The 18256-nt window shown below is 71.5% G+C and carries 18 protein-coding genes; 7 read left to right on the forward strand and 11 right to left on the reverse strand.

Annotation, left to right across the window (positions count from 1 at the left end):
* Window positions 1–51 precede the first annotated feature (51 nt).
* The gene (locus tag IPZ69_RS42455) at window positions 52–1176 is read right to left on the reverse strand and encodes a ferritin-like domain-containing protein (protein WP_235460230.1); all 1125 of its coding nucleotides are present in this window, start codon (window positions 1174–1176) and stop codon (window positions 52–54) included.
* A 123-nt stretch (window positions 1177–1299) separates the two neighbouring features.
* Between IPZ69_RS42455 and IPZ69_RS42460 the strand changes: the two genes are divergently transcribed.
* From IPZ69_RS42460 to IPZ69_RS42475, 4 genes are all read left to right on the forward strand, one after another.
* On the forward strand, window positions 1300–2238 hold the full coding sequence (locus tag IPZ69_RS42460; protein ID WP_235460231.1) for an AurF N-oxygenase family protein: 939 nt from the start codon (window positions 1300–1302) through the stop codon (window positions 2236–2238).
* A gap of 104 nt (window positions 2239–2342) precedes the next feature.
* Window positions 2343–2996 carry a TetR/AcrR family transcriptional regulator gene (locus IPZ69_RS42465; RefSeq protein ID WP_235460232.1) on the forward strand — a complete coding sequence of 218 codons (654 nt, stop codon included), beginning with the start codon at window positions 2343–2345 and terminating at the stop codon, window positions 2994–2996.
* 10 nt (window positions 2997–3006) lie between these two features.
* Window positions 3007–3309: a hypothetical protein gene (locus tag IPZ69_RS42470; protein ID WP_374295795.1), complete on the forward strand. Its 303-nt coding sequence runs from the start codon at window positions 3007–3009 to the stop codon at window positions 3307–3309.
* A 112-nt stretch (window positions 3310–3421) separates the two neighbouring features.
* The gene (locus IPZ69_RS42475) at window positions 3422–4570 is read left to right on the forward strand and encodes a C40 family peptidase (protein ID WP_235460234.1); all 1149 of its coding nucleotides are present in this window, start codon (window positions 3422–3424) and stop codon (window positions 4568–4570) included.
* Here IPZ69_RS42475 and IPZ69_RS42480 read toward each other — a convergent pair.
* From IPZ69_RS42480 to IPZ69_RS42500, 5 genes are read right to left on the reverse strand one after another with little or no spacing between them, the layout of a single operon-like run.
* Window positions 4567–5820, reverse strand: a complete 1254-nt coding sequence (locus IPZ69_RS42480) for a styrene monooxygenase/indole monooxygenase family protein (RefSeq protein ID WP_235460235.1) — start codon at window positions 5818–5820, stop codon at window positions 4567–4569. The two genes, IPZ69_RS42475 and IPZ69_RS42480, sit on opposite strands and share 4 nt — an antisense overlap.
* A 25-nt stretch (window positions 5821–5845) precedes the next feature.
* Complete coding sequence (locus tag IPZ69_RS42485; RefSeq protein ID WP_235460236.1) at window positions 5846–6493, reverse strand: GTP-binding protein; 648 nt, start codon at window positions 6491–6493, stop codon at window positions 5846–5848.
* On the reverse strand, window positions 6474–6890 hold the full coding sequence (locus IPZ69_RS42490) for a DUF742 domain-containing protein (RefSeq protein ID WP_235460237.1): 417 nt from the start codon (window positions 6888–6890) through the stop codon (window positions 6474–6476). The genes IPZ69_RS42485 and IPZ69_RS42490 overlap by 20 nt, the downstream gene beginning before the upstream one ends.
* On the reverse strand, window positions 6887–7390 hold the full coding sequence (locus tag IPZ69_RS42495; protein WP_235460238.1) for a roadblock/LC7 domain-containing protein: 504 nt from the start codon (window positions 7388–7390) through the stop codon (window positions 6887–6889). Before IPZ69_RS42495 ends, IPZ69_RS42490 begins: the two co-directional genes overlap by 4 nt.
* Window positions 7387–10161 carry a sensor histidine kinase gene (locus IPZ69_RS42500; protein ID WP_235460239.1) on the reverse strand — a complete coding sequence of 925 codons (2775 nt, stop codon included), beginning with the start codon at window positions 10159–10161 and terminating at the stop codon, window positions 7387–7389. Before IPZ69_RS42500 ends, IPZ69_RS42495 begins: the two co-directional genes overlap by 4 nt.
* A gap of 380 nt (window positions 10162–10541) precedes the next feature.
* On the opposite strand from IPZ69_RS42500, the gene IPZ69_RS42505 reads away from it, so the two are divergent.
* A complete protein-coding gene (locus tag IPZ69_RS42505) occupies window positions 10542–11330 on the forward strand; it encodes a protein phosphatase 2C domain-containing protein (RefSeq protein ID WP_235460240.1) in 789 nt (262 codons plus the stop codon).
* A 46-nt stretch (window positions 11331–11376) separates the two neighbouring features.
* Here IPZ69_RS42505 and IPZ69_RS42510 read toward each other — a convergent pair whose 3' ends face one another.
* Window positions 11377–11868, reverse strand: coding sequence for a MarR family winged helix-turn-helix transcriptional regulator (locus IPZ69_RS42510; protein ID WP_235460241.1), 492 nt, complete (start codon window positions 11866–11868; stop codon window positions 11377–11379).
* A 239-nt stretch (window positions 11869–12107) separates the two neighbouring features.
* Here IPZ69_RS42510 and IPZ69_RS42515 point away from each other — a divergent pair, with 239 nt between their 5' ends.
* The gene (locus tag IPZ69_RS42515) at window positions 12108–12932 is read left to right on the forward strand and encodes a lysozyme (protein ID WP_235460242.1); all 825 of its coding nucleotides are present in this window, start codon (window positions 12108–12110) and stop codon (window positions 12930–12932) included.
* Window positions 12933–13007: 75 nt separating this feature from the next.
* On the opposite strand, the gene IPZ69_RS42520 is transcribed toward IPZ69_RS42515, so the two are convergent.
* On the reverse strand, window positions 13008–13244 hold the full coding sequence (locus IPZ69_RS42520; RefSeq protein ID WP_235460243.1) for a response regulator transcription factor: 237 nt from the start codon (window positions 13242–13244) through the stop codon (window positions 13008–13010).
* Window positions 13245–13503: 259 nt separating this feature from the next.
* Between IPZ69_RS42520 and IPZ69_RS42525 the strand changes: the two genes are divergently transcribed.
* The gene (locus IPZ69_RS42525) at window positions 13504–15876 is read left to right on the forward strand and encodes a SpoIIE family protein phosphatase (RefSeq protein ID WP_235460244.1); all 2373 of its coding nucleotides are present in this window, start codon (window positions 13504–13506) and stop codon (window positions 15874–15876) included.
* A gap of 68 nt (window positions 15877–15944) precedes the next feature.
* Here IPZ69_RS42525 and IPZ69_RS42530 read toward each other — a convergent pair whose 3' ends face one another.
* The 3 genes from IPZ69_RS42530 to IPZ69_RS47255 all read right to left on the reverse strand — a co-directional run bounded on the left by IPZ69_RS42530 (window position 15945) and on the right by IPZ69_RS47255 (window position 18053).
* Complete coding sequence (locus tag IPZ69_RS42530) at window positions 15945–16634, reverse strand: hypothetical protein (protein ID WP_235460245.1); 690 nt, start codon at window positions 16632–16634, stop codon at window positions 15945–15947.
* Between the two features lie 103 nt (window positions 16635–16737).
* A complete protein-coding gene (locus IPZ69_RS42535; protein ID WP_235460246.1) occupies window positions 16738–17193 on the reverse strand; it encodes a hypothetical protein in 456 nt (151 codons plus the stop codon).
* Window positions 17194–17312: 119 nt separating this feature from the next.
* Window positions 17313–18053, reverse strand: a complete 741-nt coding sequence (locus IPZ69_RS47255) for a hypothetical protein (RefSeq protein ID WP_268835755.1) — start codon at window positions 18051–18053, stop codon at window positions 17313–17315.
* Between the last annotated feature and the right edge of the window lie 203 nt (window positions 18054–18256).

Consider the following 18256-nt stretch of genomic DNA (forward strand, 5'->3'; position numbering starts at 1 on the left):
CTGCGGGTACTGGGGCTGCTGGGGCGGCGGAGGCATGGACACGCCAGCACGCTACTGCACGGACGTGCCCGGTCCGTACTCGCCCGCCCGAATCGTCTCGTCCACCTCCGCCACGCGCTCGCGTTCCTCCACCGCGAAGCGCTCCGCGTCCAGTCGCTCGGCGATCTCCTCGTCCTGGGCCATCAGCAGGTCCAGGTTGGAGTCGCCCAGCTCCAGGACGCCCATGTCGACATAGGCCTGCTGCAGGCGCTTGCCCCACAGGCCGATGTCCTTGACGCAGGGCACGATGCGGCTGAACAGCAGCTTGCGGAAGAGCTGGAGGAACTCGGACCGCTCGCTCAGCTCCTCCGCCTCCGCCGTGGGGATGCCGAAGTTCTCCAGCACCTCGACCCCGCGCAGCCGGTCGCGCATCAGATAGCAGCCCTCGATGACGAACTCCTCGCGCTCGCGGAGCTCGGCGTCGGTGAGCTGCTTGTAGTAGTCGCGCAGCGCCATGCGGCCGAAGGCCACGTGCCGGGCCTCGTCCTGCATGACGTAGGCCAGGATCTGCTGGGGCAGGGGCTTGTCGGTGGTGTCCCGGATCATCCCGAAGGCGGCGAGGGCGAGCCCCTCGATGAGGACCTGCATGCCCAGGTACGGCATGTCCCAGCGGCTGTCGCGGAGCGTGTCGCCCAGCAGGGCCTGGAGGTTGTCGTTGATCGGGTAGAGCATCCCGATCTTCTCGTGCAGGAAGCGGCCGTAGATCTCGGCGTGCCGGGCCTCGTCCATCGTCTGGGTCGCGGAGTAGAACTTGGCGTCCAGGTCGGGGACGGACTCCACGATCCGCGCGGCGCAGATCATCGCGCCCTGCTCGCCGTGCAGGAACTGGCTGAACTGCCAGGAGGCGTAGTGCATGCGCAGCTCGCCCTTGTCCTTCTCGGTGAGCTTCGCCCAGTACTTGCTGCCGTAGAGCGACAGCGCCTCGTCGGGGGTGCCGAGCGGGTCGTAGGGATCGACTTCCAGGTGCCAGTCGATCCGCTTCTGCCCGTCCCACTGCTTGTCCTTGCCCTTCTGGTACAGGGCGAGCAGACGGTCGCGGCCGTCGTCGTACTCCCAGTTGAACCGGGCAGCGCCGGTCGCGGGCACCTGCCAGAGGGAGTCTCCCGGGTCCTTGGCGTACAGGTCGTAGGTCGGCATACCTGGCAGGCTCACACGTAGACGCCGAGTCAACAAGTCATGCGTAGGGGATTGACGGTCTTGCTGACAAGCAGTCTCATAAGAGGCGGACGACGAACCCCCCGGTAACGGAGTGAGGGAGCCATGACGACCGTGACGGAAGCCGACGCGCTGGACGGCCTGCGCGACGCGCTCGGCCTGCTCAAGGACCGGGAGCAGGTGGCCGAACGACTGCTCGTCTCTTCCGCCAAGCACTCCTTCGACCCCGACGAGGAGCTGGACTGGGACGCGCCCTTCGAGGAGGGCAAGTGGTTCTGGCCACCGGAGCTGGTGTCGCTGTACGACACCCCGCTGTGGAAGCGGATGAGCGAGGAGCAGCGGATCCTGCTCTCCCAGCACGAGGCCGCGGCACTGGCCTCGCTGGGGATCTGGTTCGAGATCATCCTGATGCAGCTGCTGGTGCGGCACATCTACGACAAGGCGGCGACGAGCGCGCACGTGCGCTACGCCCTCACCGAGATCGAGGACGAGTGCCGGCACTCCAAGATGTTCGCCCGGCTGATCTCGCGCGGTGACGCGCCCTGGTACCCGGTGAGCCGGGCCCACATGAACCTCGGCCGCCTGTTCAAGACGATCTCCACCACGCCGGGTTCCTTCACCGCCACCCTGCTCGGCGAGGAGGTCCTCGACTGGATGCAGCGGCTGACCTTCCCCGACGAGCGGGTCCAGCCCCTCGTGCGCGGGGTGACCCGGATCCACGTGGTCGAGGAGGCGCGGCACGTCCGGTACGCCCGCGAGGAACTGCGCCGCCAGATGCTGACGGCCCCCAAGTGGTCCCAGGAGTTCACCCGGGTCACCTCCGGCGAGTTCGCCCGGGTGTTCTCGGTGGCCTTCATCAACCCCGAGGTCTACACGAACGTGGGCCTGGACAAGCGGGAGGCGATGGCCCAGGTGAAGGCCAGCGCCCACCGCCGCGAGGTGATGCAGACCGGGGCGAAGCGGCTGACGGACTTCCTGGACGACATCGGGGTCCTGCGGGGCGTCGGACGCCGGCTGTGGAAGTCCTCGGGCCTGCTGGCGTAGCGGCCGGGCGGCGGGGCTCACGCGTGCCGGCACCGGGGAACGAGGCCGGGCCCGCCCCGGCTCCGGGTGCCGGTCCTCGCGGTCGCGCGATTACGCTTCCTGGCATGACCCCCGCCGCCCCCACTCCCGCCTACCGTCGCCTCAGCGTCGAGGAGCGGCGCAGTCAGCTGCTCGACGCCGCGCTGTCGCTGTTCGCGCACCGCGCGCCGGAGGAGGTCTCGCTGGACGACGTGGCGGAGGCGGCCGGAGTCTCGCGGCCGCTGGTGTACCGGTACTTCCCGGGCGGCAAGCAGCAGCTGTACGAGGCCGCGCTCAGATCGGCGGCCGACGAGCTGGAGCACTGCTTCGACGAGCCCCGCCAGGGCCCTCCCCTGACGCGCCTCTCCCACGCCCTGGACCGCTATCTCGCCTTCGTCGACGAGCACGACGCCGGCTTCAGCGCGCTGCTGCAGGGCGGCAGCGTGGTGGAGACCTCCCGTACCACCGCCATCGTGGACTCGGTGCGCCGGGCCGCCACCGTGCACATCTTCAACCACCTCGGCATCAAGGATCCGGGGCCCCGGCTGCGCATGACCGTGCGGATGTGGATCACGGCCGTGGAGGCGGCCTCCCTCATCTGGCTCGACGAGGACAAGCAGCCGCCCGTCGATGAGCTGCGCGACTGGCTGGTCGACCAGTTCGTGGCGGTGCTGGCGGTGACCGCCGCCCGCGACCCGCAGACGGCCGGCCTCGTCGCCGGGCTGTCCGAGGATGGCTGAAACTGGTTCCGTGAAGAGTCAGGACACCCCCTTCGAGGGCGGGCCCATGGACGGGCGCGTGCTCCCCGTGCTGCTGGGCCCCACCGGCCATCCCCCGAAGACCTACCGCATCCCCGTCCCGGACCCGCACGGCGGCAGGCCGACCGTGCTCGTCTACCGCCGCGTGCCGCGCACCTACAGCAGTCGCCTGCGGCTGGTCCAGGGGTGGAAGTACGAGTACGACCCGGAGGGCAGGCGCGGCTCCAAGCTCAAGTGGCCCTGGTCGAAGCCGGACACCACGTCGTCCGGCAAGCCGGATGACCCCGAAGGGTGACATCGTTGCGCCGAACCGCGCAGCCTTCACACGCTACCCGGGCACGTACGTCTGATGCTCTCGGTGCGGAGAGTGGCGGAGGGTCCGCCCGCCCCGCACCGGAGGTGAAGACGTGTCAGGAAGCCTTCTGCGCCTGGCCTGTGCGGCCGCCGTCGCGGGCCCCACGGTCCTCGCGCCGCTTCCCGCCGTGGCCGCGCCCGAGCCGGGGCGGCCGGTCTCCCAGCTGCTGACGGATCTTCAGCAGCTGTACCGGCAGGCGGAACAGGCCACCGAGACCTTCAACGCCAGCAAGGAGAAGTTGAAGGTACAGAACGCCCGGATGGCGAAGCTGGACGACGAACTGACCCGCGCCCGGCTCGCCCTGCACGACAGCCGGAGCGCCGTCGGCCGGCTGGCCCGGCAGCAGTACCAGGGCAGCAGCGCGCTCTCGCCGTACCTGCGTCTGCTCCTCGCCCGCGATCCGCAGCACGCGCTGGACGAGGGCCATGTGATCGGGCAGTTGTCGCGGGAGCGGATCAAGACGGTGCGGCGGCTCGCCGAGCACGAGAAGAAGAAGGACGAGCTGGTCCGCGAGGCCCGCAAGGTGCTGGACGGCCAACGCACCCTCGCCGAGCGGCAGAAGAACGCCCGGGACGAGGTACGCTCCCGGCTCGCCCAGGTGGAGAAGATGCTCACCACCCTCAGCGGCGCCCGGCTCGCCGAACTCGCCGCGTTCGAACAGAACGGGGTCGCCGAGGCACAGAAGAAGCTCGTCACCTCCGGCGCGCTCAGCACCAGACGGACTCCTTCGCAACAGGGCGACCGGGCCGTGCGCTACGCCGTGGAGCAGCTGGGGAAGCCGTACGAGTGGGGCGCGCAGGGCCCGCGGTCGTACGACTGCTCGGGCCTGACCTCCGAGGCCTGGGAACACGCCGGTACGCCGATCCCGCGGACCAGTCAGGAGCAGTGGGCGCGGCTGCACCGCATCCCGCTGACCGAGCTGCGCCCCGGCGACCTGGTCCTCTACTTCCCGGAGGCCACGCACGTGGCGATGTACCTGGGCGACGGCATGGTGGTCCAGGCCCCGCGCCCCGGCGACCGCGTCAAGGTCTCCCCGATCGCGTCCAACCCCATCCTGGGAGCGGTACGGCCGGACCCCAAGGCCAAGCCCCTCCCGCTCTACAACCCGCCGGGGCTCACGCCCCTGGGGGCACGGGGCGCCGCGCGACCGGCCACGTCCACCTCACAGCCGCCCGGCACCCGCACCCGCACCGGCGTCTAGGCCCCGGTCACCGAGCCGAGGTAGGCCGCGGTCTTCTCGGGCTCGTAGAAGAAGTTCTCGAAGTCGGCCGGGTCGTTGAAGGCGTTGGCGAACCGATCCGCCACCGGCGGGAGCTGGCCCGCCGCGCCGATCAGGTTGAGGATGTGCTCCGGCGGCGGCGCCAGCATCGCGTTCGTCCACTTGGTGACGTGCCCGGCCGTCGCCCAGTACCGGTCGAAGGTGGCCCGCATCCAGGCCTCGTCGAACTCCTTGTCCCCGTGTTCGAGGATCGAGGCGAGGTAGGCGGCCGCGCACTTGGCGGCCGAGTTGGAACCCTGGCCGGTGATCGGGTCGTTGGCGACGACCACGTCCGCGACGCCCAGCACCAGGCCGCCGCCGGGGAGGCGGCCGACGGGGTTGCGGACGGTGGGGGCGTACCGGCCGGACAGGGTGCCGCCGGCGTCCGTCAGCTCGACGGCCTTGGCCCGTTCGTGCTCCCAGGGCGTGAACTTCTCCATGAGTTCCAGGGTCAGGGAGAGGTGCTCCGCCGGGTCCTTGACGCCGTTGAAGACGTCCAGCGGGCCGCCGGGTATGCCCTCCCAGAACAGGATGTCGGCGCGGCCGGAGGTGGTCAGCGTCGGCATGACGAACAGCTCGCCGACGCCGGGGACCAGGTTGCAGCGGACCGCGTCGAACTCCGGGTGCTCCGGGCGCGGGCCGAGACCGTGGACGTAGGCCACCGCGAGGGCGCGCTGCGGCTCGCTGTACGGGGAGCGCTCGGCGTCCCGGCCGAACATCTGGACGAGTTCGCCCTTGCCCGCCGAGACCAGCACCAGGTCGTACGTACGGGAGAAGTAGTCGAGGTCGGAGACCGCCGCGCCGTGGATGACCAGCTGGCCGCCGCGCTGGGCGAAGGTCTCCATCCAGCCGGCCATCTTCACCCGCTGGTCCACCGACTGCGCGTACCCGTCGAGCCTGCCCACCCAGTCGATCGCCCGCTGGGTCGGACCGGGGTCGTGCGAGCCGGGGGCCGCCACCGAGACGCCGAGTCCTTCGATCTTCGGGGCCTGGGACTCCCAGAAGTTCAGCTGGAGATCGCGCTCGTGCTGCAGTGCGGTGTCGAACATGCACTGCGTCGACATGACCCGGCCGGAGCGGATCTCGTCCGCGGTCCGGTTCGACATCAGGGTGACCTCGTATCCGTGCGACTGGAGTCCGAGGGCGAGCTGGAGGCCGGACTGGCCGGCTCCGACGACGAGTATCTTCCGCATGCGGGTGAGGGCTCCTAACGGGGACTTACTCGGGGGTTTCCTCGAGCGCGTGGCCGACGAGGGCCAGAAGGGTCTCGATCGCCGAGATCCGGCGCCGCGCGTCCATGATCATGACAGGTATGTGCGCGGGGATCGTGAGGGCCTCCCGCACGTCCTCCGGTTCGAACCGCTCGCTGCCGTCGAAGTGGTTGACGGCGACGACGTACGGCATCCCGCAGCTCTCGAAGTAGTCGAGCGCGGGGAAGCAGTCCTTCAGGCGGCGGGTGTCGGCCAGCACGACGGCACCGATCGCGCCGCGCACCAGGTCGTCCCACATGAACCAGAACCGCTGCTGGCCCGGCGTGCCGAACAGGTAGAGCACCAGGTCGTCGTCGAGCGTGATGCGGCCGAAGTCCATGGCCACGGTGGTGGTGAGCTTGCCGGGCGTGGCGGTGAGGTCGTCGGTCTCCTCGCTCGCCTCGGTCATCAGCGCCTCGGTCTGCAGCGGCGTGATCTCCGAGACGGCGGTGACCAGCGTCGTCTTGCCGACGCCGAAGCCGCCGGCCACGACTATCTTCGTGGCTATCGGGGCACGGGTGCGGTCCGTCTGCCAGGACTTCAGGTCCTCGTCGGGCTCGGAGGACCCGAGGAGGGGAGCGACGCCAAGAGCGGCGTCAGAGACGACGGAGTCCACTCAGCACCCTTTCCAGCAGAGCGCGGTCCGGGCGGCCTGTGCCATGACCGGTGCCGGTTCCATATACACGGATCTTTCCCTGGTCCGCGAGGTCGCTCAGGAGCACGCGGACCACGCCGAGCGGCATCCTCAGCAGCGCGGCGATCTCGGCCACCGTACGCATGCGGCGGCACAGTTCGACGATGGCCCGCATCTCCGGCATGACCCGGCCGGCGGCAAGACCATTCGCCAGTTCCTTGCGTTCCTCGGGAGCCTCCAGAGCGGCCACGAACGTCTCCACGAGGAGGACGTGGCCGAAGCGGGTACGGCCGCCGGTGAGCGAGTAGGGGCGGACGCGGGCGGGCTTGCGGTCGCCGCCGCGCACCGGGAGCCGCTTCTTCGGACCGCCGCCGCTCATCGGGTGCCCCGCGCCGGCTCGGTCTCCAGGGATTTGCGGAGTTCGCTGCGGAGTTCGGGGGTGAGGACGTGGCCGGCGCGGCCCACGAAGAGCGCCATGTGGTAGGCCACCACGCTCATGTCGCAGTCCGCGGAGCCATGCACGCCGAGCAGCGAGCCGTCGCTGATGGACATCACGAAGAGGCTGCCCTCGTCCATCGCGACCATCGTGTGCCGGACACCGCCGAACTCCATCAGGCGGGCGGCGCCGATGGTGAGGCTGCCGATGCCGGAGACGACGGTGGCGAGGTCGGCGGAGGAGCCGCGCGGGCCCCTCGGCCGCTCGCTGCGGGCCTCCCTGGCATCGGCGTTGGCCCCGGGGTCGGAGGAAAGGAGCAGCAGACCGTCGGAGGAGACGACGGCCACCGACTGGATGCCCGGCACCTCCTCGACGAGATTGGTCAGCAGCCAGTGCAGATTGCGGGCTTCACTGCTCAGTCCGAAGGTACTGGGCGCGGTCAACTGCTTGCCTCCTCGACTGTGCCCCCCGTGGCTTCTTCGGCATGTACTGGTACGGAGTCGGGCCGCTCGTTCTGGGCCGTCCGTTCGGCGATCTCCGCCGCGACGTCCCGGTGGCCGGCTTCCGCCCCCCGACGGAAACCTCCCAGACGACGGCGCAGTGCCTCGGCGTCCACCGAGCCGGTCCGCCGGCGCGGGGCCGGTACCGGGTCGCTGATCTTCGGGGTGCGCTTGGGCAGCCCCTTGTCGGTGACCCGCTCCTGTGTCTCGTCCGCCGCGCGCTCGTGCGTGTCCGGACCGATGGCGTAAGGGTCTGCGGGGATCTCCGGTGCCAGCAGTTCCATGGTGGTCTCGACGGGAGCCGTGTCCGGCTCGACCGAAGACTCGGGGTGCGACAGCGGCTGCGGCGCGGCGAAGGGCTCCGGGTGCGGCTCGGCCGACTCCGGTTCGGACGCGGCCGACTCGGGCTCCGGCGTCGGCTCGGGCGCGGGCTCCGCCGTCTGCTCCGGTGTCGGCGTCGGCTCCGGCGCCGTCGTCTCCCGGACCGTCTTCTCCGCCAGTGCCACCAGCGGGTCGGTGTCCTTGGCGCGGCCGTACAGCACGTTGGAGTTGGCCTCGGCGTCCGCGCCGGGCAGGGTGACGGCGGGGATGCCGCCGACCACGGTCGAGGAGGACGGGACCGCCGTCGCCGGGGGCTCCGCCAGCAGGGTCTGCGGCAGGACCACGACCGCGGCGATACCGCCCTGCTTCTGCTCGCGCAGCTGGACGCGCGAGCCGTGGCGGTGGGCCAGGCGGGCCACGACGTACAGGCCGAGCCCGAGGCCGTCCTCGCCCTCCTGCTCGTACGGCGACTCCGGGTCGAAGTCGGCGAGGCGGGAGTTGAGGCGCTCCAGGCGCTCGGCGGTCATGCCGATGCCCTCGTCCTGGACGGAGAGCATGATCTCGCCGCTCTCCAACAGCCAGCCGGAGACCTCGACGGGCACGTCCGGCGGGGAGAACGTGGTGGCGTTCTCCATGAGTTCGGCCAGCAGGTGGGAGAGGTCGTCGGCCGCGAAGCCCGCCACGTGCGCGTGCGGGGGCAGGGCGGCGATACGGACCCGCTCGTACCGCTCGATCTCGCTGACCGCGGCCCGTACGACGTCCACCAGCGGGACCGGCCCGTGGTGCTGCTGGACGTGCTCGGTGCCGGACAGGACGAGCAGGTTCTCGCTGTGGCGGCGCATGACCGTGGCGAAGTGGTCGAGCTTGAAGAGCGTGGCGAGCCGGTCGGGGTCCTGCTCGCGCTCCTCCAGGCCCTCGATGACGGCCAGCTGGCGCTCCACCAGGCCCAGGGTGCGCAGCGCGAGGTTGACGAACGTACCGCCGATGCTGGTGCGCAGCCGCTCCAGCTGGGCGCTGGACTCGGCGAGCTCGGCGCGCAGTCCCTCGCGGGCGTCGGCCATCTTCTGGCGCTGGCCGACCAGGTGCTTGCGGTCGGTCTCCAGGGTGGCGATGCGCTCGTGCAGGGTCGCGGCGTGCGCGTGCAGGGCGTTGACGGAGCGGACGACCTGGGCGAACTCGTCGTTGCGGCCGGTGAACTTGACGGGCTCCTCGGCCCCCGGGTTCTCGGCCTCGGCCAGCCGGGCCGAGCCGCGGCGCAGCACCGAGAGCGGGCGGGTGAGGGTGCGGGCCATCGCGGTGGCGATACCGACGGCGACCAGCATGAGGGCGCCGAGCACCGCGATCCGGATCTCCAGCGCCGTGACGTCGTCGTCGCGCAGCCCTTCGAGTTCCTTGGTGCGGTGGTCGAAGAGGGAGGACTCGACGCCGCGCATCATGTCGACGCGGGCGGACAGGGCCGCGTCCAGCTTCTTGGTGCTCATGGCGAGGTCGCTGTCGGACAGCGTCGGCTCGTCGGTGAGGGCGGCCAGGTACTTGTCGGCGGAGTTGACCTCGGGGCCGGTGACCGTGGAGTCGTACGAGGCCACGGCCGACTTGGGCGCGGAGTCGCGGAAGTCGGCGAGGGCGGCGTCGGAGCGCAGGCGGGCCTGCTGGGCGGCGGCGCTGAGGGCGTCGCGCTGCTTCTGGCCGACCGCGGAGGTGACGGTGGTCGTCGTGGGCAGGCCGGTGGTGGGGCTGATGATCGTCTGGGTGGTGGACGGCACGTCGAGGGCCGCGAGGAGCAGGCCGCGGGCGGAGGCGGACTGCTGCACGGCGGAGTCGAGCTCGGCGAGGGCGTACGCCCCCGAGCCGGCCCGTGGCGGCATCTGCTCGGCGAGGTCCTCGGCGAGCCGGTGCAGCTCGGTGATGGCCTCGGAGTAGGCCTGGTGGGCCTGAAGGGCGGTGCTCTTGCCGGTCAGCGCGGCGCGGCGCACGGCCGCGATGCCGTCGAGGTCGTCCCGCAGCCAGCCGGGGGTGTCGGTGTCCGCGCGCAGGTCCTCGACCTGCCGGTCGACCCGGGCGCTGCGCTGCTCGGTGGGCGCCTTGGACTTCGGGCGGCCGGCCGCTATGTAGGAGATGACCTCGTCGCGCTCGTCGGCGAGCGAGTGGGCGAGGGCGAGCGCGTGCTGGGTACGGCCGGCCAGGGTCACCAGGTTCTGGGAGTCGCTCAGTTGCCCGGAGGCGGCGAGGACGGACGGGGCTCCGGCCCCGGCGATGGCGGCGGCCACGACGGCCACGGCGACGATCAGCCGGTTGCGTACATGGGTCGGGCGGCCGGTGCCGACGGAGGTGCGCTCGGCGCCCCCTTCGGACGCGGTCCGCCTGCCTGTGTCCCGAGGCCGCTTCTTCTGCACCGATGCTCGCAATCCTGAACTCGTGTACTGATGGGCCCGGGTGGCACGTCGTCATCTCGGCGCCGAGCACCGTGCGTACCCGGTACGGTCCCCGACCCTCCCAGCGCCGGTGGGCGGTGGTCGCGCATCACCTGACCCGCCACCCGAAGGAGTGAACCTCGGACGGGAGTTGGCGGGCAAGTTCCCCCGGTGTGTGCGGGGACGGTTCCCGGCGGGCCGGTTGGACGCGGGCGGCAGGCTTTGGCAGTATTCGCCACCACGCTTTCCCGGAGTGCGCTATTCCACCCCAAACCAGGCGTCTGACCTGCGCGACTGTGGAGATTTCCGGACGGTTGCCAGCCTTTGGCGGACGGCGTGAAGGGCTCGTGCAGACTGGCCGAATGCGTACTGAAGTCGTATCGGAGCCCGGCGTCCCCGACCGCCCCAACGAGGACTTCGCCGGTGTCGGACTACCCGCCTCCGGACAGGGTGGTTGCGTGATCGTCCTGGACGGGGTGACCCCGCCGAGGGACGGTACGGGCTGTCTCCATTCCGTTCCCTGGTTCACCGCGCGGCTCGGCGGGGCGCTGACCGAACTGACCGTTTCCTGCCGAGATCTGACGCTGGCGGAGATCCTGGCGCGGGCGATCCGTCGCACGGTCGACGCCCATACCGCGACCTGTGACCTTTCTCACCCACGCACCCCTCAGGCAACGGTGGTCCTGACCCGCTGGTCGCAGGACACCGTCGAGTACCTGGTCCTCTCCGACTCGGCCCTCCTCCTGGAGTCCCCCGGGGGCACGGTCACCGCCGTCCTGGACGACCGTCTCTCCCTCCTCCCCCGCACCTCCCTGGCCACGGACGCCCTGGTGGACTCCACCGTCCGCAACAAGGAGGGAGGTTTCTTCACGGCCGCCGCCGATCCCTCGGTCGCCGCCCGCGCGGTCACCGGCACCCTGCCGCGCCGCGAGGTCCGCGCCCTGACCGCGCTGACCGACGGGGCCACCCGCTGGGTGGAGAAGTTCCGCGAGGGCGACTGGACCGACTGCTTCACCGTCGTACGCAAGGAGGGCGCCCGGTCCCTGGTCGACCGGGTGCGGACCCTGGAGGAGGCCGACCGGGAGGAGCGGGCGTTCCTGCGGCGCAGCAAGACGCACGACGACGCGACGGTGGTGTACGTGGAGCTGTGAGCGGGGTCGCGGGAGCCCGCGGGTTGGGCGGCGCCCGGCGCGTGGGCTACTTCTCCATGACCCCGTTCAACTCGTGCAGCAGTCGGGCCAGTTCCGCGACCTCGGTGCGGTCCCAGTGGGCGAGCTGGCTGACGTAGCGGGCGCGGCGGGCCTCGCGGACCCGGCCGACGCGGCCGCGGCCCTCGTCGGTGAGGGTCACCAGCCAGGCGCGGCCGTCCGCCGGGTCCGGCTCGCGGGTGACCAGGCCGAGTTGCTCCAGGGCGCGCAGCTGACGCGACATGGTGGCCTTGCCGACGCCGATGTAGCCGGCGAGTTCGGTGGCGCGCTGGCGGCCGTGCTCGTCGAGACGGACGAGCAGTCCGTAGGCGGCGGACTCCAGGTCCGGGTGGACCTCGCGGGCCATCTCGCCCTGGCTGGCGCGGGCGCGCCGCAGCAACACGGTCAACTCGCGTTCCAGGGCCAGGAACTCCTGGTCTGCACCACTCGGTGTCACCTGGGCGGACACGCGATGTCCGTTGCCGTTTGCGTCCTCGTGCACGTCAGCACCCCTGATCGGTTTCGCGGTCCTGAAAGTTTCTGCCAAACGCCGCCATTGCCGCAGCTCCGTAAGTATTTCTCAGGCGTAGACCAACGGCAGCCTCCGGACCCCCTTCCCGCCCCTCGTCTACGTGCGTAGCTTGTTGACCAGGCAAGAGATGGCATGCCCACGCCAGTGGGTCATCCGCGGTCCCCCACCCCATCCCCGGGGTTCCCCCACCCCATCCTCGGAGGCACGTCATGCCCGTGCACAGACCCGGCTCCATCCGCCCACGCGCGCTCACCGCCGTCGTCACGACGCTGCTGGCCGCACTCTCCCTCACCCTCCCGCTGTCCAACGCCGACGCCGCGACCACCCCCTCCCGCGGTTCGGCCCACATGGGCATGGGCGTCCTGGCCCACGACGGCCAGGACGGCACGCCCACCAGCGGTGACGTCACCCAGACCGAGGGCGTCGACGTCGCCGGCTATCAAGGCAACGTGGCCTGGTCGACCCTGTGGAACAGCGGGGTCAGGTGGGCGTACACCAAGGCGACGGAGGGGACGTACTACACGAACCCCTACTTCGCCCAGCAGTACAACGGTTCCTACAACGTCGGCATGATCCGCGGCGCATACCACTTCGCGACCCCGGACACCACCAGCGGCGCCACCCAGGCCAACTACTTCGTCGACCACGGCGGCGGCTGGTCCAGGGACGGCAAGACCCTGCCGGGCGCGCTCGACATCGAGTGGAACCCGTACGGCGCCTCCTGCTACGGCAAGTCGGCGAGCGCCATGGTCAACTGGATCGCCGACTTCCTGAACACCTACCGGGCCCGCACCGGCCGGGACCCGGTGATCTACACGGCCACCAGCTGGTGGACCCAGTGCACCGGCAACTACGGCGGTTTCGCCTCCCGCAGCCCCTTGTGGATCGCGCGCTACGCCTCGGATCCGGGGACGCTGCCGGCCGGGTGGTCGTACTACACGATGTGGCAGTACACGTCCTCCGGCCCGACGGTCGGGGACCACGACAAGTTCAACGGGGCCCTGGACAGGGTGCAGGCACTCGCCAACGGATAGCCCCGGACCCGGGACCCGCGGCGGCCGCCCCCTCAGGTCGGCCGCCGTCCCCGTGGGGACGCGCGGGCCGGGGCGTCACAGGCCGAGGGCGATCGCCAGCCGGGTCAGCTCGGCCGTGCTGGCGGCGTCCAGCTTGGCCCGGATGCGGCGCAGATAGGCGTCGACCGTGTGCGGGGACAGCCCCATGGCACGGGCCGCCTGCACATAGGTGCGCCCGGCCGCGATGTGCCGCAGCGTCTCCCGTTCGCGCGGGGTCAGCCCGGGACACACGGGAACCGGCGCTCCGGTGCGTGGAGTGGGTGGGTCAGACATGAGACGTCCTCCGACGAATCGGCCCGGCGACTCGGTCCTCTCTACTCGCACCCCCACAGCAGGAGACGTAATGCCGGAATAAAAGAGATTTGTCCCCTTTCACGCAGCGAGGCCGGAGCGCGGTTCCCCGCTCACGGAGATTTCTCGGAGTCGCCCCGGCTCCTCGCCGTGCGGCGCCCGGGCCTCGCGTTGGTGCTCCGTGCCGCTCGGGATCATGCTGGGGAGGAGAGCCCGACGAGCAAGGGCGGGATGAGCGGCGATGGAGCGACAGTCGACGTACACGGCCACGGCCACCATCGATGAACAGGGCATCCTGACCAGCTGGAGCGAGGGCGCCCGGCGGCTCCTCGGGCACGAACCCTCCGCCGTCGTCGGCCGGCCGGCCACCGCGCTGCTCGCCGCCGAGGGCGCGGAGGCGGCCCGGCGCGCCCTGGCCGGGCGGGACCGGTGGAACGGCAGCGTGGCACTGCGCCATCTGGACGGCCGGCGCCTGGAGGTGGGACTGCTCGCCCACCGCCGTACCGCGGACGACGGGGTGACCGACTGGCTCGTGGTGACGGCCGTGGCGACCGGACCGCGCGCGCCCGAGGGCTGGGCGCTGGAGGAATGGGCGTTCAACCAGTCCCCGTTCGTCCTTTCGGTCTTCGACACCGACCGCTGCCTGGTGCGCGCCAACCGCCGCATGGAGCGCGCGCTCTCCCTCCCCGAGGCCGTGATGCGGGGACTGCGCCTGCCGCACATCGCACCCGGCGTCGGCGGCGAGGAGGCCGACGCGAAACTGCGCGAGGTGCTGGACTCCGGTGAGCCGCAGGAGGTGGAGGCCCGCCTCGCCCCGGAACTCGGCCGGCCCGTCGTCCTCGCCCCGCTGAAGGACGCGGCGGGACGGGTGCGCGCCGTCTGCCTGGCGGCGCACCAACGGTCCGAGGACGCCGCCGCCCACCAGCGGATGCGGCTGCTGAGCGACGCCGGCACGCGCATCGGCACCACCGCCGACCTCGGCCGCACCGCGCAGGAACTCGCCGAGGTCACGGTCCCCCGGCTCGCCGACTTCGCCGCCGTCGACCTGCTCGACAGCCCCCGGATCGCGGACGAGGTGTCCGCAGAGGCGGCAACGGGACCGGTGGTCCTGCGCCGCGCCGCCGTGCGGGCCGTCGCGGACGGCGACGCCCCCGCGTCGGGGACCGAACCGGGCGAGACGACCACCTACCAGGCGGACTCCCCGCCCGCGCAGTGCCTGGCCTCGGGTCGTCCCGTCCTGTACGAGACGACGGATCCGGCCGTCGCCCGGTGGGCGGCCCTGGACCCGAGCGCCGACTGGCTGCGCGCGTACGGGACGCACTCGCTGATGGTGGTGCCGCTGCTCGCCCAGGGCAACACGCTCGGTGTGGCGCTGTTCGGCCGGCACCAGCGGGAGGAGCCGTTCGGCCCGGACGATCTGCGGCTCGCCGAGGAACTCACCGGCAGGGCGGCCGCCCACATCCACAAGGCCCGCGGGTACGCCCGGGCACGCACCACCACCATGGCGCTGCAGCGCAGCCTGCTGCCGCACACGCTGCCCAATCAGGCGGCGCTGGAGATCGCCACCCGCTATCTGCCCGCCGCCACCCGGGCCGGCGTGGGCGGCGACTGGTTCGACGTGATCCCGCTGTCCGGGGCGCGGGTGGCCCTCGTCGTGGGCGACGTGGTCGGCCACGGCCTCCGCGCCACCGCCACCATGGGCCGGCTGCGGACCGCCGTGCGCACCCTGGCCGACGTCGACCTGCCGGCCGACGAACTCCTCACCCACCTCGACGACCTGGTCCTCCACCTGGCCCAGGACGAGGGGAGCACGGACCCGGCCGCCGAGACCGCCGGCGGCATCGGCACGACCTGTCTGTACGCGGTCTACGACCCGGTCGCGGGCCGGTGCTCGATCGCGCGGGCCGGCCATCCGCCGCCCGCCGTCGTCACCCCGGACGGCGCCGTGCGCTTCCTCGACGTGCCCGCCGGCCCGCCCCTGGGGCTCGGCGGTCTGCCCTTCGAGGCGGTGGACACCGAACTGCCGGAGGGCAGCCTGCTCGCCCTCTACACCGACGGGCTGCTCGAAGCCCGCGACCACGACATCGACGAGGCGCTGGACAAGATGTTCGCCGCGCTCGCCCGCCCCGCGACGACGCTGGACGCGGTCTGCGACCGGGTCCTCACCGAGCTGCTGAGCCACCGGCCCGAGGACGACATCGCCCTGCTCGTCGCCCGCACCCGGGTCCTGCACGCCGACCGGGTCGCCGCCTGGGAACTGGCGAGCGACCCGACCGTCGTCTCCACGGCCCGCCGGTACGCCGACCAGCAGCTGACGCTGTGGGGGCTGGAGGACGCCGCCTTCGTCACCGAGCTGATGGTCAGCGAGCTGGTCACCAACGCGATCCGCTACGGCCGGCCGCCCATCCAGCTGCGGCTGATCCACCAGGACTCCACTTTGACCTGCGAGGTCTTCGACTCCAGCAGCACCACCCCGCACATGCGCCGCGCCCGGATCTTCGACGAGGGCGGCCGGGGCCTGCTGCTGGTCGCCCAGCTCGCCGAGCGCTGGGGCACCCGCCACGACCGGGTGGGCAAGACCGTCTGGGCCGAGCAGTCGCTGTCCGGAGGCTGACACGAGCCTGCCCCGCCGCGGGGCGGCGGGGCAGGAGGTCCCGTTCTTCGTCCGACCGGGTCGACCGGTCAGTTGACGATCACGTCACCGGAGTCGCCCGTGTCGGGGGTCGAGGGCTGATCCGGGGTCGAGGGCTGGTCCGGAGTGGACGGCTGGTCCGGAGTGGACGGCTGATCCGGAGTGGTGGGCTCCTCCGTGGGGGACGGGGTGTCCGGCGTCGACGGGGTGTCCGGCGTCGACGGCTTGCCCGGGTCCGTGCTCTCGGGGGAGGGCGAGCTCGGCTGCTCGGGGCAGGGGCCGCCGTTGCCGCCGCCGGTGCCGCTGCCACCGCGCCCGTCGCTGCCGTTGCGGCCGCCGCAGTTGCCCCGGCCGCCGCGTCCGCCGGCCCCGCCGGTGCCGCTCTGGCCCGGCGCGGTGCAGATCGGCGGGGTCGTGCCCGTGCCGTCGCCGCCATTGCCGCCGTTGCCACCGTTGCCGCTGCGGCAGGAGTCGTCGCCGCCGTGACGCCCGTGGTCGTCGTCATGTCGGTGACGGTCGTGGTGGTCCTTGTGGCCCTTCTTGTCGTGATGCTTCTTGTCGCGGTCCTTCCCGTCCTTCTTGTGGCCGTCCTCGTGCACCCCGGTCCCGACCGACGCGACCTGGCCGTGCAGCGCCGGCGCGGCGAATACCGAACCTGCCGGGATCAGTACGCCGCCCGCGGCGAAGAGAATTGATACGGCGGCCGCGGCCAGGCTGTTCTTCCGGGAGTTGCTGTTCATGAGAGTGTTTTTCCTTTTCCCTTTTCGAAGGAATTGTTCGAAGGACTTGTTGCGGAGGACTTGAAGGCGAGAATTCGCGAGAGTGCGGGAATGATTCGGGGGCTCAGCCGTTGCCCATCAGCACGGCCCAGTCGCCCTTGAGATAAGCCTGTTTCCAGGCCTCGACCTCGTGCTCCGGCATCTTGTACTTCTTGGCGATCTGCTCCTTGGTCGCGCCGCCGTTCAGCAGGACCAGTACGACGCGGGCCTTGTCCGCCACGTCGAGCTCGTCCTTCGGCTTGTCCGGCAGGTCGCTGTACCGGGTGCACTCGTGGGTGGCGGGCTTGCCGGACTCGCCGGACTCGCCGGGCTCGCCGCCCTCGCCGCTGTCCCCTCCCCGGCCGCCGGCTCCGCCCGAGCCGCACCCCGCGGAGTCGCTGTGGGTGTCGGCGGCGTGGGCCGCGGCGGGCTGCTCGGGCGCGGGGCTCTGCTGTGTGTGGGCGGAGCACGCGGCGCCGAGTGCGGTGGCAAGCACGGTCGCCACCAGGGCGATCGGGCGTCGCCAGGACTTCCTGGACATGGGGGTCTCCTTCCGGGAGGAAGCGACGGGGGCGAAGGCCCGGAAGGCCCTCGCCCCCGTCGCCCTGGGCATCGCGGCCCGGGTGTCGGAAACCCGCCCGGGCCGCAGGTGCGCTTCGGTCAGATGGCGTCGCCGCCGTCGCCACCGTTGCCGCCCTGGACACCGCCGGCACCGCCGTCGCCGCCGTTGCCGCCCTGGACGCCACCGTCGCCGCCGTTACCGCCGTCGCCACCCTGGACGCCACCGATACCGCCGTTACCGCCGTCGCCACCCTCGACGCCGCCGTTACCGCCGTTACCGCCGTCGCCACCCTGGACACCGCCCGTACCGCCGTTACCGCCGTCGCCACCCTGGACGCCACCGTTACCGCCGTTACCGCCGTCGCCACCCTGGACACCGCCGGCACCGCCGTTACCGCCGTCACCGCCCTGGACACCGCCCGTACCGCCGTTACCGCCGTCGCCACCCTGGACGCCACCGTTACCGCCGTTACCACCGTCGCCACCCTCGACGCCGCCGTTACCGCCGTTACCGCCGTCGCCACCCTGGACACCGCCGGTACCGCCGTTGCCGCCGTTGCCGCCCTTGCCCTTGCCCTTCTTCTTGTCCTTGTGGTTGTCGTGCTTGTCGTGCTTGTCGTGATGCTTGTTGTGGTGCTTGTCGTGATGCTCGTTGTGATGGTCGTTGTGGTGCGTGGCCATCTGCGTCACGACCGCCGCGTCGGGCATCGTCCCCGCCGACGCGGCGGTGGCCGGCAGCAGGATTCCCCCGGCAACCACGACAGCCGAAGCAACGGCGGTCGAGAGACGGAAACCGCGCTTGGGGCGGGCCTGGTCGTGGTTCTTGTTGATGCGCGTCATGATTTTCTCCTACTTAATCGAGGGGCCATTTTCCGTTTCCGGTATTTCCGGTTCGGCCCGCACTTCAAGTAGGCCCGAACGCCACGGCGTGGTCACGTTCCGAGGACTCGGGACTTGACGAATCGGGAGACGGCGGGTATTTGCGCGACGCGTGCGGACTACGTCCGCTCTCCGCCCCGCCCCCTGAGGACCGGCCCGGCCCA

The sequence above is a fragment of the Streptomyces olivochromogenes genome, from assembly GCF_021538895.1.
Lineage (GTDB): Bacteria > Actinomycetota > Actinomycetes > Streptomycetales > Streptomycetaceae > Streptomyces > Streptomyces olivochromogenes_A.